Raw genomic sequence first — 12673 nt, 5'->3', positions numbered from 1 at the left:
ACAGACCGGGGAGATCACTCCGTACGCTGGTTGGGGATTCCGGCCAGCAGAGCGCGGACCTCAGTCTCGCGGTAGCGGCGGTGTCCGCCCAAGGTGCGGATCGAGGTCAGCTTGCCCGCCTTGGCCCAGCGTGTCACGGTCTTGGGGTCCACGCGGAACATGGTGGCAACCTCGGCGGGGGTCAACAGGGGCTCCGCCTCGGGCGTGCGAGTTGACATGTGTACGGCCTCTCCTCCTGGATCTGTGTGCCGATCCTTGAGCCTTATTCCTGGCGCTTGGCCCGGATGTCCAATATTTCCACTGGGTCCATATTGGCATCACCCGAGGTGATAGCGCGACCACTCCAAGCAACTTTGCGCGTGGGAGGCCAAGAAAGCCGCCCGTGGCCGCGTCACGCTAAGTGATTCTAGCGACACGTTTAGTGGCATGTGGCGTATTCGGTCAAAACTTCGTTCTCCGGCCTCGTTTTTCTCGATCCGGAGCGTCCGAACTGCTACGTGGTCATGACCGAAACCGTGGTTCGGGCTTGGGGGAGACGGGCTGACGTCCCTGGTCAGCCGCTGCGCGGGTGGGGGCGGGTCGTGCGCGGGCGGGGCGGGCCTCCCTCCGTCTCAGCCGAGGGGCGGGAGGCTGGATCTCCCGCGTGGCAAGGGTTTCGTCGTCACTCAGAGTGCGTTCGGTGATGGAACGGCTACAGTCTACGCTGATCCCTAACGGGCGTTATGCCCAGTTTCATCGGGCTTGGTGGCGTGCGGGGATGACGTCCTGGCTCGCACCGTTGTCACGTGCGGAAAGTCGGTCCGCGCTCGCGAAGAAACCTGGCATACCAGGTTGCCGCCCGGCGTGGCGCGGCGCGCACCACGGCTTCAGATGACGACATTCTGGTGATCGGTGTCCACGAAAACATGGTGAAACCGTGACCCTCAGTTGGCGTGTTCCAGGGCGCGCACCGACCTCCAGCGTCGGATGAGCCGTTCGCGCAGCTTCATCACGTGCTCCATGTCCCCGGCCGAGAGGGCCGCCACCGCCTCGGAGACCTCCGCGACCGAGCGGTCCCCGCTCAGCTCGTCGTCGCTCAACAGGTGCGGCAGCCCCCCGTAGTCGAGCTCCAGCAGCGCGTTCGGGTGCGCGGTCAGCGCCAGCCAGTCCACGAGCCGCTCCGTCGACGAGGACACCGAGTGCTCGCCGACCCGCTCCCGCAGCACCGCCACCGTGTGGTCCAGCCGCCGTCGCGCCTGCGACACGCGGGTCAGGTAGAACAGCGCGCGCGTGGTGTCCGCCGACAGGACCAGGCAGCGCTCCGCGTCCTCGAAGGGCACGAACCACGGCACCGGGATCTTCCAGTTGCTCGACAGGATGCCCGGCCGGACCTCGGCTCCCGACTCCCGCCACTCCCGGTAGCCCTCCTCGGCCCGGTCCGCCTCGTGCTCGGGGACGAACGCGCCGCTCACCAGCACCGGGATCGTGTTCGTGAACTCCGTGAACGCCCGCCACGAACGCAGCCTGGTCTGCCACGGGCACACGTACAACCGACCGTCCACCCGGCGCAGGTAGGCGTCCCGGCTCTCCTCCGCCGGGGCCACCACCGGGGGAGTGGTGATGAGCCTGCTCAGACTCTCCGCGTGCTCGGCGGCCAGCGCGTTGACCCTCCGTGGTCTGTCGGGGGAGGCCGCGTACTCCTCCCAGTACCGTCGGTCACTCGGCGAGAACGCGTCGATCGGCTGATAGACCCGGAGGTAAGCGGTGTAGGGCAGCACGATCGCATCGTGGCACACATCGCCGTGCGTGACACACACCCCGCCAAACCCTCGTCGGAACGGCCGTTCGGACGCGGGCCACACCCGTCACACCCGGGTGGCGTAGGCAGGGTGGGGTGCGACCAGGTACGGTTGTACGTGTACGTACGCTGACGCCGGTCGTCAGTCGCGTTTGACGGCCGTCAGCCCGTTACCGCGGGTTAGTAAGTGATCTGGGGTTCGTCGGAACCCAATCGTTGAGGGGGTCGAGCCAATGGGGCGCGGCCGAGCCAAGGCCAAGCAGCAGAAGGTCGCCCGGAAGCTCAAGTACAGCACCGGCGGGACCGATCTTGATCGGCTGCGGTCGGAGCTGGGTGTCGCTGAGGACGAGGGGTCTCCCTCCGGATCGTCGGGTCCGGACGACCTCTACGCGGATCCTCACGACGAGCTGATCGACCGTTACGCGGATCTTGCCGACAAGTACTCGGACTCCGACAAGTAGTCGTTGCCGGGACTGACAGGTCGCTCGGACAACAACCGCAGACCTGTGCCACCCACCGGTCCCCAGTCGGGGGCCACGGTGGACAGGTGGATATAGCCGGTGCGAACCACGCCGTGGTTCGCACCGGCTATGTTCGGATCCGGTGCGCGACCCGTGTCTCACGCGCTCCGGTACTCGCCGCTCAGGCGGGCCCGGCCGGACCCGGACGTCACCTCACCCAGCCGCCAGGCCGGGACGCCGCGCTCGGCCAGGACGCCGAGGGCGCGTTCGGCGTCCTGTGCGGCGACGATCGCCACCATGCCCACACCCATGTTGAACGTGGCCTCCATGTCGTCCCGCGCCACGTCCCCCTTGTCGGCCAGGTAGCCGAACACGGGCGCGGGCGCCCAGGTGGAGCGGTCGAGCTCCGCGTCCAGGTGGTCGGGCAGCGACCGGGACAGGTTCGCGGCCAGTCCGCCGCCGGTGATGTGCGAGTAGGCGTGCACCTCGACCGCCGCCGTGAGCGCGACGCAGTCCTTGGCGTACACGCGGGTCGGGGTCAGCAGGACCTCGCCCAGGACGCCGTCCAGCTCCGGCACGTGCGCGTGCAGGTCGAGACCGGCCCGCTCCACGATGCTGCGGACCAGCGAGTACCCGTTGGAGTGCGGTCCGGACGAGGCCATCGCGATGACCGCGTCGCCCTCGCGCACCCGGTCCGGACCGAGGATGGCGTCACCCTCGACCACGCCCGTGCCCGCGCCCGCCAGGTCGTACTCGTCGGGCTCCATCGCGCCGGGGTGTTCGGCGGTCTCCCCGCCGATCAGCGCGCACCCGGCCTGGTGGCAGCCCTCCGCGACACCCCCGACGATCTCGGCGATGCGCTCCGGGACGACCGAGCCGCAGGCGACGTAGTCAGTCATGAACAGGGGCTCGGCGCCGCTGACCACCAGGTCGTCGACGACCATCGCGACCAGGTCGATGCCGATGGTGTCGTGCTTGTCGAGCTGCTGGGCGAGCATCACCTTGGTGCCCACGCCGTCGGTGGAGGTCGCCAGGACCGGGTCCTTGTACTTGCCCGTGTCCAGGCGGAACAGACCCGCGAAGCCGCTCGCGTCGGTGACCTGCTCGGGTCGGCGGGTCCGCGCCACGTGACTCTTCATCAGGTCGACGGCGCGCTCACCCGCAGCGATGTCGACGCCCGCGGCCGCGTACGCGCCCGTCGCCCCTGTGCTCTCGGCTGCCACGCGAGATCTCCTCGTGCTGTGTTCGGTGGTGGTGCGGGCACGGCGAACCCGGTCGGGGCACGCCGGAACCCGGGCACGGCGGACCCCCGTCCGCCGCGCCCCGATCAGGTGTCGCTCGTGGCGAGACCGCTGTCCTCGGGAGTCCCGCAGGGCTTCTCCAGCAGGTACTTGCCGCGTGCGTCGTCGGCGACCTCGATCGGGTACACGCCGTCGAAGCAGGCGCGGCACAGATCGTTCTTGGGCACCTCGGAGGCGGCGATGAGCTCGTCGAGGTCGACGTAGGCCAGGGAGTCGGCGCCGACCGACTCGGCGATCTCGTCCACCGTCAGGTTGGCGGCGATGAGCTCGGCGCGCGTGGCGAAGTCGACGCCGTAGTAGCACGGCCACAGCACGGGCGGGCTGGAGATGCGCACGTGCACCTCGGCGGCGCCCGCGTCGCGCAGCATCCGCACCAGGGCGCGCTGGGTGTTGCCGCGGACGATGGAGTCGTCCACGACCACGAGGCGGCGGCCCTCGATGACCTCGCGCAGCGGGTTGAGCTTGAGCCGGATGCCGAGCTGGCGCAGGGTCTGGCTGGGCTGGATGAAGGTGCGACCGACGTAGGAGTTCTTCACCAGGCCCTGGGCGAAGGGGATCCCGCTGGCCTCGGCGTACCCCACGGCGGCGGGGGTGCCGGACTCGGGGACCGGGATGACCAGGTCGGCCTCGACCGGGTGCTCCTTGGCCAGCCGGCGGCCCACCTCGACGCGGGTGGAGTTGACGTTGCGCCCGGCGATCGTGGTGTCGGGGCGGGCCAGGTAGACGTACTCGAACAGACAGCCCTTGCGGCGGGCGGGCGCGAAGCGGCGGGAGCGGACCCCGCGCTCGTCGATGGTCAGCAGCTCGCCGGGCTCGATCTCGCGGACCAGGGTGGCGCCGACGATGTCCAGGGCGGCGGTCTCGCTCGCCACCACCCAGCCGCCGGCGTTGGACGACTCGCCCAGGCGGCCGAGCACGAACGGGCGGATGCCCTGCGGGTCGCGCGCCGCGTAGAGGGTGTTCTCGTCCATGAAGACCAGGGAGAAGGCGCCCCGCACCTTGGGCAGGAGGGCCAGTGCGGCGTCCTCCATGGTGCGCTCGGAGTCGCTGTTGGCGTGGTCGGCCAACAGGTTGGTGAGCACCTCGGTGTCCGTGGTGGCGCCCCGCCGGGAGTCCGGCAGCATCGCCGCCAGCTCCGGCGTGTTGATGAGGTTGCCGTTGTGGCCGAGCGCCAGGCCGCCCTCACGCGCCGAGTAGAAGGTCGGCTGCGCGTTCTCCCACACCGGGGAGCCGGTGGTGGAGTAACGGCAGTGGCCGATCGCGAGGTGGCCGTTCAGGGATTCGAGCGTCGCCTCGTTGAAGACCTGGGAGACGAGCCCCATGTCCTTGTAGACGACGATCCGCTCCCCGTCGCTCAGCGCGATGCCCGCGGATTCCTGCCCGCGGTGCTGGAGAGCGTAGAGACCGAAGTAGGTGAGCTTGCTGACTTCTTCGCCGGGTGCCCAGACCCCGAAGACACCGCAGGCGTCCTGCGGGCCGCGTTCGAGCGGATCGAGGTCCATGGAGAGCCGGCCGTCGGAGTACGACACACCCACAGCTTAGTGCCTGCCCGTCGGCTCGGCGCCACCCGGGGGGCGGTCGGACCACAGGGGGAGCCACGGGGACAGGTCGGACCGGGCGCCGCTGGCCTGGACGGAGTGGTCCGAGACCGCCTCGTCCCACGGGGTCCGGCCGGTCGCGAGGCGCAGCCAGGTGAGGGGGTCGGTCTCCACGACACCGGGCGGGGTCCCCCTCGTGTGCCGGGGGCCCTCGACCGCCTGGACCGCCCCGTGCGGGGGGACGCGCACCTCCAGGCTGTTGCCCGGGGCGCGGTCGGCCAGCACGGCCAGAGTGGCGCGTACGGCCGCCTTGACCGCCGCGCGCTGGGGGGCGTCGGCGCGCAGGACGGCACGGGCGCAGGCCGCGGCGGCCTCCTCATCGGAGCCCTCGAAGGGGGGATCCCCCAGGGCGCGGAGTTGGTCGGCCAGGGCCGTGCGGAGCCGCCGTACGGCGCTCGCGGTCAGAGCGGAAGGCATGGACAGCAGCCTACGGAAGGCGCCGCGCCGGAGGGCGGGCACAGGGGGGTATCGGATCTGTGAACGGGAGGGATACTTGCCATTGCCGAGATATGGACCGATGGTGGACATCGGGGAACCGCGGTGGGCCTGTCCACCGTTCTCCGCACACTTGGGTGATTCCTGTCTCAGCGCACCGCTGGCCAGCGGGGGCGTGACACGGTAGCGTCCCGAACCGTCCCGATGTCACTGAGACTGGGAGGAATGCGATGGAACGCCCGCAGGACGGAGTTCCGCGCACCGACACTGAACAGGTGAACGAAGGGTGAACCGGTCCGGCCACCTCCCCGACCGCCAGACCCCGGGCCCGTACCACGCGAGGCCGCCGCGCCGACCGGCTGGCCAGCACACTTACCATCCACGAAGGAAGACCACCGCACCATCGGGAGAAACGACGTGCGCCTGCGCCTGCGCCCGCGTGATGACAGTTACTACGAGATGTTCACCGACTCGGCGAACAACCTGGTCATCGCGGCCCGCCTGCTGGTGGAGCTGATGAGTGACGGGGCCGACCGGGAGGCCATCGGAGAGAAGATGCGTGCCTGTGAGCACGCCGGTGACGACGCCACCCACGCCATCATGCGGCGGCTCAACAAGAGCTCGGCACCGCCGATCCACCGGGAGGACATCTACCGGCTGGCCTCGAACCTGGACGACGTCATGGACTCGATGGAGGCCGCCGTCGACCTGATCGGACTCTACGGACTGGAGCGGCTGCCCAAGGGGATCATCGACCAGATCGAGGTCCTGGAGCGCGCGGCCGAGCTGACCGCGGAGGCGATGCCGCGGCTGCGGACGCTGGAGGACCTGACCCGGTACTGGATCGAGATCAACCAGTTGGAGAACCAGGCCGACCGGATCTACCGCAAGCTGCTCGCCAAGCTGTTCAGCGGCGAGTACGACGCGCTGACGGTGCTCAAGCTCAAGGACGTGATCGAGGAGCTGGAGACCGCGGCGGACGCGTTCGAGCACGTGGCGAACACGGTGGAGACGATCGTCGTCAAGAACAGCTGAGCCGTCCGGGGCGTCGCCTCGGCGCCCCGGAACCGGGTGTGCGGGCACCGGGCGTGCTACACGCGGCTGAGGCCGTGGTCCCGGGCCTCGGGGTCCTCCATGCGTACGCGCAGGACGAGTCCCAGGGCCTCGGCGAGCCGCTCCAGTGTGGGAAGCGTGGGCTGGGTTCCGCCGTGTTCGAAACGGGCGACGCTCGACTGGGGCATCCCCGCACGGCGGCCCAGCTCCGACTGGGACCAGCCGAGTTCCCCACGGCGGAGCCGAACCGTTTCAGCCAATTCGAAACGCAGCCGGGTGAGCTCGTATGCCTCTCGTACCGCGGGGCGATCGAACCGTCCAGAAGACTTCAGATCGGACAGGGATCTCCTCGGGGGAGTGTTCATGGTGACTCCTCATCGACCGTGTGGCCGGCGTTGACACAGTCGTGCATCGCGCGGAGAGCACGTCGGACCTCGGCTGACTCCCGGGCTCGGGTCTTGTGGAACACGGTCGGCATGATGATTCGCCGCCCGGCGGCGATGGAGTAGGTGACGCGTACCCGGCGCCCGCCGCAATAGGACCGTAGCTCCCGTAGTTCGCCGTCCAGCTGACTCGTGTACGGGAATCCCGGGCCGACACCACGGCATTCCAGCAGATCCAGGTGGAACAGAGCCTGCGCCCATTCTTCGTCGGACAGACCCCCAAGCCATCGTTCCACTTCAGGTTCCAGTTCGACCGTGCCCCAGGTCATAGCATTGATGCTATAGAGGTCGGAACGGCACTGAGGGTGATGGCGAAAGGGGCGGCGGTCATCCGGCGCGGGTGATCTCCCGGGCCGGGGTGGTCTCGGTGGCCAGGACTCCGCTGAGGTAGGCGTGGAACCCCTCGGCGTCGATCTCCTCCACGACCGTGGCGTTGGGCTCCAGGCCGTGCACGCCCCAGGACATGGCCGAGTACCCCCGGGTCAGCTCACCGGCCGTCTCCACGTCCACGTGGTAGCGCGCGGACCGGCGGACCAGCTCCGGGTGGAGCAGCACGGCGGCGGTGAGTGAGTCGGGGTGCGTGGTGCCGTCGATGCCCACGCTGCGGTCGAACTCCAGGGTCGCCGCGCACACGTCCGTGAAGAAGCCGGAGAGCGGCGTGCCGATGGCCGCGATCGCCTCCAGCCGCTCCTGCCCGAAGACGGCCTGGCGCAGCGTCAGCGGGTCCCAGGGGACGACCGTCACGTCGAACCCGGCCGCGAACACGGCCTTGGCCGCCTCGGGGTCCACGTAGAAGTTGAACTCCGCGGCGGCGGTGATGTTGCCGCGCCCGTTGTTGGACCCGCCCATCACGTACAGCGAGCCGACGTTGCGGGCGAAGTCGGGGTCCTTGGCCACGGCCACGGCGATGTTGGTCAGGGGGCCGATCGCCACGATCGACAGCTCCCCGGGGTGCTCGGCGGCCAGCCGGATCAGGGCGTCCACGGCGTGCTCGGACTCCGGCTCCAGCCCGGACTGGTCCATGCGCAGACCGCCCGAACCGTCGCCGTGCACGTTCTCCGCGCTGACCCACTCGCGCGTCAGCGGCCCCCGGCAGCCCAGGTGCACGGGCACCTCACCGAGCCGGCCGGCGACGTTGAGCGTGAGGAAGGCGTTGCGCACCTGCTGGTCGAAGCCGACGTTGCCCGCGACCATGGTGATCGCCCTCAGGTCGGCGGCGGGGTCGAGCAGCCCCACGAGGAGGGCGACGCAGTCGTCCTGCGCCGTGTCGGTGTCGATCACCACAGGAGTGGGCACGGGGCCTCCCTTGTCCGAGGTCAGAGGGGAAATCTACCCGAACCGGACCCCTGGTCGGTCACCGGCCCCGCCGGGGCCGCGTGAGGGGACCGGTCACCCGAACCGGCCGGTGATGTAGTTCTCCGTCTCCTTCTTCTCCGGCCGGGTGAACATCTGGTTGGTCTCGCCCATCTCGATGAGCCTGCCGGGCTTGCCCGGACCGGCCAGGTTGAAGAAGGCGGTCCGGTCGGACACGCGCGCCGCCTGCTGCATGTTGTGGGTGACGATCACGATCGTGTAGTCCTCCTTCAGCTGGTGGATGAGGTCCTCGATCGCCAGCGTCGAGATCGGGTCCAGCGCGGAGCACGGTTCGTCCATGAGCAGCACGGACGGCTTGACCGCCGTGGCGCGCGCGATGCACAGGCGCTGCTGCTGACCGCCGGAGAGGCCCGAACCCGGCTTGTGCAGCCGGTCCTTGACCTCCTCCCACAGGTTGGCGCCGCGCAGCGACTCCTCCACCAGGTCGTCCGCCTCGGAGCGGCTCATCCGCCTGTTGTTCAGCTTGGCGCCCGCGATGACGTTGTCGTAGATCGACATCGTCGGGAACGGGTTGGCCTTCTGGAAGACCATGCCGACCTCGCTGCGGACCAGCACGGGGTCCACGTCGGGGCCGTAGATGTCCAGGTCGTCCAGGAGCACCTTGCCCCGCGCGTACGCGCCCGGGGTCACCTCGTGCATCCGGTTGAGGGTGCGCAGGAAGGTCGACTTGCCGCAGCCGGACGACCCGATGAACGCGGTCACCGACCGCGGTTCGATGGTCATGGACACGTCCTCCACGGCGAGGAAGTCGCCGTAGTAGACGTGGAGTCCGGAGACGTCGATTCGTTTGGCCACTGGATGTTCCTCGTGAGTGAGCTCGACGCGCGGTGCGCGGGGCGGTTGGTACGGGTCAGCGGGCGGACTTCGGCGCGAACGCGCGGCCGATCATCCGGGCCAGGAAGAACAGCAGCATCACCGTCAGGATCAGCGTCAGCGCCGCGGCCCAGGCCCGCTCGTAGTTGACGGCACCGCCCATGCGGACCTGTGAGTAGATGAAGACCGGGAGGCTCATCATCTGGCCGTCGAACAGGTTCCAGTTGATCGACACCGCCGAGGAGCCCGCCGTGAGGATCAGCGGCGCCGTCTCCCCGATAACGCGCGCGATGGCGAGCATGATCCCGGTGGTCAGACCGGCGGCCGAGGTGGGCAGGACCACCCTGGTGATCGTCCGCCACCTGGGTACGCCCAGCGCGTAGGAGGCCTCGCGCAGGTCGCGCGGGACCAGGCGGAGCATCTCCTCGCTGGAGCGGACCACGACGGGGATCATCAGCACGGCGAGGGAGATGGCGCCCGCGGCTCCGTTGGTGTGACCGGGGCCGAACAGCACCATCCACAGGGCGACGACGAACAGGCCGGCGACGATCGACGGGATGCCCGTCATGACGTCCACGAAGAAGGTGATGACGCGCTTGATCCGGCCCCTGGCGTACTCCACCAGGTACACGGCGGTCATGACGCCGATCGGCACGGAGATGAGCGTGGCCATCCCGGTGATCGCCAGCGTGCCGACGATCGCGTGGTAGACGCCGCCCGCGTCCATGCTCGGCAGGACGCCGTTCATCGACACCGACAGGAAGTACCCGTCGAAGCGGTCGAAGCCGTTCCGGAGCACGGTCCACAGCACCGACACCAGGGGCGCGATCGCGAGCAGGAAGCACCCGTACACCAGCGACGTGACGAACCGGTCCGTGGCCTTGCGTCCGCCCTCGACACGCGCGGAGGCGGTCACGGTGATCACCACGTAGGACGCGGCGGTCAGCAGCGCCCACAGGATGGCGCCGAACGAGGAGAAGGCCAGGAGGACCCCGGCCACCACGGCGGCGCAGGACGCGAGCAGGGCGGTGGGGAAGTAGCGGGGCAGGGACGCGTGCCGGAGGGCGGCCTCGGTCGGTCCGGTCTCGGGACCGGGGGGCTGCGTGGTCGTCGTGCTCATCAGGCCTCCTTGCTGCCCCGCGCCACGATGTAGCGGGCGCCCATGTTGACGGCGAGGGTGATCGCGAACAGGACCAGACCGGCGGCGATCAGCGCGGACACGCCGTACCCGGTGGCCTCCGGGTACTGGAGCGCGATGTGCGCGGCGATGGTCTGGTTGCCGCTCCGGAGCAGGTCGAAGGAGATCGCGAGCGACGGCGACAGGATCATCGCGACGGCCATGGTCTCGCCCAGGGCACGGCCCAGACCGAGCATCGCGCCGCCGACGACGCCGGAGCGGCCGAAGGGCAGCACGGCCAGCCGGATCATCTCCCAGCGGGTGGCCCCCATCGCGAGCGCGGCCTCACGGTGGCCCTGCGGCACCTGCCGGAACACGTCGCGCGACATCGCGGTGATGATCGGCAGGATCATGACCGCCAGCACGACGGAGGCGGTGAGGATCGTGCGGCCGGAGGTGGAGGCGGGGCCGGAGAACAGCGGGATCCAGCCCAGGTACTCCGTCATGCCGCGGAAGACGGGGACGAGCTGCGGGGCGAGGAACCCGATGCCCCACAGGCCGTAGACGACGCTGGGGATGGCGGCGAGCAGGTCGACCAGGTAGCCGAGCACGGCGGCGACCCTGCGGGGCGCGTAGTAGACGATGAACAGCGCGATCCCGACGGCGACGGGGGTGGCCAGCAGCAGCGCGATGGCGGCCGCCAGGACGGTGCCGAAGGCCAGTGCCGCGACACCGAACGCGGGGTTCTCCCGGACGTTGGCGTCCCACTCCTGGGTGGTGAGGAAGTTCGCGGTGTTGGCGGCGAGCGAGGGCCAGGCCTGGATGATCAGGAAGGCGGCGACCCCGGCGAGGATCAGCAGGATGAGGAGGCCCGAGCCTCGGGCGAGCCCGGCGAAGACGGTGTCGCCGATCCGGCGCCTTCCCGTGGGCGGTGGTGCCGCCTGGGGCGCGTCCGTGGTCGTCATGGATTGGCTCCGGTTCGGAAAGGATGTCAGGGCTGGTCACCTGGGCCGTGCCGGGTCGGCGCGCGGCTCGCGCGACGGCTCCGGGCACCGTGGATCCGGGCGGGCGTCGTCCACGGGGTGTGTCCGGGAGTCCGCCACGACTCAGAGGTAGCCGGTCGGTAGCCGTGTTGTCACGGTCACCACGCGCGGTTTGGCCCTTCCGCGCCGAGTGCGAAGGTAGGCGCGGCAGGTGACCAGTTGTCCCAAGAAAGATGAACGGGAGATGAACGACATGTCGCACTCCCGTGGCCTCAAGGGGTTCGGGTGGTGAATGTGACGTGTCGCACCTCAGGGGGAGGCGGGTGCGACGCCCTCCGACGGCGGCGCGTACATCACGTCCGTGTCCCACACCTCGAACCCGAGGGAGGCGTACAGCCGCACGGCGGCCTCGTTGTCCCCGTCCACGTACAGGTGCACCCACGGCAGCCCCGCGTCGCGCAGGTGGTGCAGGCCGGTCAGGGTGAGTGTGCGGCCCAGCCCCGTCCCCTGCCAGTCGGGGTCCACACCCACGACGTAGACCTCGCCGACCGGTTCGCCGTCGGTGAGCCCGGCGCCGTCGGCGTGCGTCTTGGTCCAGTGGAACGCGGCGACCGAACCGTCGGTGGCGGTCGCGAGGAAGAAGCCGTGCGGGTCGAACCAGTCCTCGACCTCGCGCTGGAGCAGGTCGTCGAGGGTGAGCTGGCCCTGTTCGGGGTGGTCGGCGAAGGCGCGGGCGTTGGCGCGCAGCCACGCCTCCTCGTCCTGGCCGACGACGAAGGCGCGCACCCGGACCCGGTCGGCCACCTCGGGCCTGAGTTCGGCCTCGGGCAGTTCGGGCGCGGTTCGGGGGCCGCCCGGGGCGTCGGCGGGGAGGTCGCGCAGCGGCATCCGCATCTTGTGCAGCTCGCGGACGGCGCGCCAACCGTTCCCCTCGGCGACCGACACCGCCTGCGGGGTGCGGCCGTGCGCCCAGACGCGTACCCCGTCGGGCCCGGCGTCGTCGCGGACCGAGCGCAGGAGCGCGGTGCCGTGGCCGCGGCGGCGGTGGGCCGGGTCGACCACGAGTTCGCCGGAGTCGGGTTCGCCCGCGATGCGCTCGACGAACGCGAAGCCCACGACCCGGCCGTCCCGGGTGACCGTGTGGAACCGGCTGCTGCCCGCGGGGGCGCCGTGCCGGACGCGGAGGATGGTGTGTTCCGACAGGGGGGCGACGCCGTCCTCGCGGCGGGCGGCCTCGGCGAGGGCCAGGATCTGGTCGGCCAGGTCCGTGCCGAGGCCGTCGGTGACGTGCGGGGTGCTCATGGTCGAAAGCCTACGA

The 12673-nt window shown here is 70.1% G+C and carries 14 protein-coding genes; 2 read left to right on the top strand and 12 right to left on the bottom strand.

All coding sequences use genetic code 11. From position 1 onward, the window contains the following. Positions 1–14 precede the first annotated feature (14 nt). Both bldC and DVR05_RS10710 read right to left on the bottom strand, forming a co-directional pair. Entirely contained in the window at positions 15–218 is a 204-nt protein-coding gene (gene bldC, locus DVR05_RS10715; protein WP_017600591.1) for a developmental transcriptional regulator BldC, read from the bottom strand. A gap of 705 nt (positions 219–923) precedes the next feature. Then, the gene (locus DVR05_RS10710) at positions 924–1757 is read right to left on the bottom strand and encodes a hypothetical protein (RefSeq protein ID WP_198659128.1); all 834 of its coding nucleotides are present in this window, start codon (positions 1755–1757) and stop codon (positions 924–926) included. Between the two features lie 253 nt (positions 1758–2010). On the opposite strand from DVR05_RS10710, the gene DVR05_RS10705 reads away from it, so the two are divergent. Beyond that, positions 2011–2238: a DUF3073 domain-containing protein gene (locus DVR05_RS10705; RefSeq protein ID WP_116245700.1), complete on the top strand. Its 228-nt coding sequence runs from the start codon at positions 2011–2013 to the stop codon at positions 2236–2238. Positions 2239–2396: 158 nt separating this feature from the next. Here the strand turns inward: DVR05_RS10705 and purM are convergent, their stop codons facing one another. From purM to DVR05_RS10690, 3 genes are all read right to left on the bottom strand, one after another. Next, a complete protein-coding gene (gene purM / locus DVR05_RS10700) occupies positions 2397–3461 on the bottom strand; it encodes a phosphoribosylformylglycinamidine cyclo-ligase (RefSeq protein WP_116245699.1) in 1065 nt (354 codons plus the stop codon). A gap of 104 nt (positions 3462–3565) precedes the next feature. Beyond that, on the bottom strand, positions 3566–5068 hold the full coding sequence (purF, locus tag DVR05_RS10695) for an amidophosphoribosyltransferase (RefSeq protein WP_116245747.1): 1503 nt from the start codon (positions 5066–5068) through the stop codon (positions 3566–3568). Between the two features lie 9 nt (positions 5069–5077). Continuing rightward, entirely contained in the window at positions 5078–5554 is a 477-nt protein-coding gene (locus DVR05_RS10690) for a sterol carrier family protein (protein WP_116245746.1), read from the bottom strand. Between the two features lie 435 nt (positions 5555–5989). Between DVR05_RS10690 and DVR05_RS10685 the strand changes: the two genes are divergently transcribed. Next, positions 5990–6607, top strand: a complete 618-nt coding sequence (locus DVR05_RS10685; RefSeq protein WP_116245698.1) for a DUF47 domain-containing protein — start codon at positions 5990–5992, stop codon at positions 6605–6607. A 56-nt stretch (positions 6608–6663) separates the two neighbouring features. Here the strand turns inward: DVR05_RS10685 and DVR05_RS10680 are convergent, their stop codons facing one another. The 7 genes from DVR05_RS10680 to mshD form a co-directional block, all read right to left on the bottom strand. Further along, entirely contained in the window at positions 6664–6885 is a 222-nt protein-coding gene (locus DVR05_RS10680) for a helix-turn-helix domain-containing protein (protein ID WP_369974518.1), read from the bottom strand. A gap of 101 nt (positions 6886–6986) precedes the next feature. Further along, on the bottom strand, positions 6987–7337 hold the full coding sequence (locus DVR05_RS10675; RefSeq protein ID WP_116245696.1) for a type II toxin-antitoxin system RelE/ParE family toxin: 351 nt from the start codon (positions 7335–7337) through the stop codon (positions 6987–6989). 58 nt (positions 7338–7395) lie between these two features. After that, entirely contained in the window at positions 7396–8364 is a 969-nt protein-coding gene (locus DVR05_RS10670) for a nucleoside hydrolase (RefSeq protein ID WP_116245695.1), read from the bottom strand. Between the two features lie 93 nt (positions 8365–8457). Next, a complete protein-coding gene (gene pstB, locus DVR05_RS10665; RefSeq protein ID WP_116245694.1) occupies positions 8458–9237 on the bottom strand; it encodes a phosphate ABC transporter ATP-binding protein PstB in 780 nt (259 codons plus the stop codon). Positions 9238–9292: 55 nt separating this feature from the next. Beyond that, positions 9293–10375 carry a phosphate ABC transporter permease PstA gene (gene pstA / locus DVR05_RS10660; protein WP_116245693.1) on the bottom strand — a complete coding sequence of 361 codons (1083 nt, stop codon included), beginning with the start codon at positions 10373–10375 and terminating at the stop codon, positions 9293–9295. After that, positions 10375–11337 (bottom strand): phosphate ABC transporter permease subunit PstC, encoded by a 963-nt coding sequence (gene pstC, locus DVR05_RS10655; protein ID WP_116245692.1) that lies wholly within the window; start codon positions 11335–11337, stop codon positions 10375–10377. Before pstC ends, pstA begins: the two co-directional genes overlap by 1 nt. Positions 11338–11664: 327 nt before the next feature. Further along, on the bottom strand, positions 11665–12657 hold the full coding sequence (gene mshD / locus DVR05_RS10650) for a mycothiol synthase (protein WP_116245691.1): 993 nt from the start codon (positions 12655–12657) through the stop codon (positions 11665–11667). Positions 12658–12673: the final 16 nt, after the last annotated feature.

It is taken from the genome of Nocardiopsis sp. FIRDI 009 (assembly GCF_003386285.1).
Lineage (GTDB): Bacteria > Actinomycetota > Actinomycetes > Streptosporangiales > Streptosporangiaceae > Nocardiopsis.
Note: the sequence above shows the minus strand (reverse complement) of the source record. Positions and strands in the feature narration are given on the sequence as shown.

What these genes read in the sequence shown, in the direction of transcription:
- bldC (WP_017600591.1), bottom strand. Translation starts at nt 218, where the DNA reads ATGTCAACTCGCACGCCCGAGGCGGAGCCCCTGTTGACCCCCGCCGAG.
- DVR05_RS10705 (WP_116245700.1), top strand. Translation starts at nt 2,011, where the DNA reads ATGGGGCGCGGCCGAGCCAAGGCCAAGCAGCAGAAGGTCGCCCGGAAG.
- DVR05_RS10690 (WP_116245746.1), bottom strand. Translation starts at nt 5,554, where the DNA reads ATGCCTTCCGCTCTGACCGCGAGCGCCGTACGGCGGCTCCGCACGGCC.
- DVR05_RS10675 (WP_116245696.1), bottom strand. Translation starts at nt 7,337, where the DNA reads ATGACCTGGGGCACGGTCGAACTGGAACCTGAAGTGGAACGATGGCTT.
- pstA (WP_116245693.1), bottom strand. Translation starts at nt 10,375, where the DNA reads ATGAGCACGACGACCACGCAGCCCCCCGGTCCCGAGACCGGACCGACC.
- pstC (WP_116245692.1), bottom strand. Translation starts at nt 11,337, where the DNA reads ATGACGACCACGGACGCGCCCCAGGCGGCACCACCGCCCACGGGAAGG.
- mshD (WP_116245691.1), bottom strand. Translation starts at nt 12,657, where the DNA reads ATGAGCACCCCGCACGTCACCGACGGCCTCGGCACGGACCTGGCCGAC.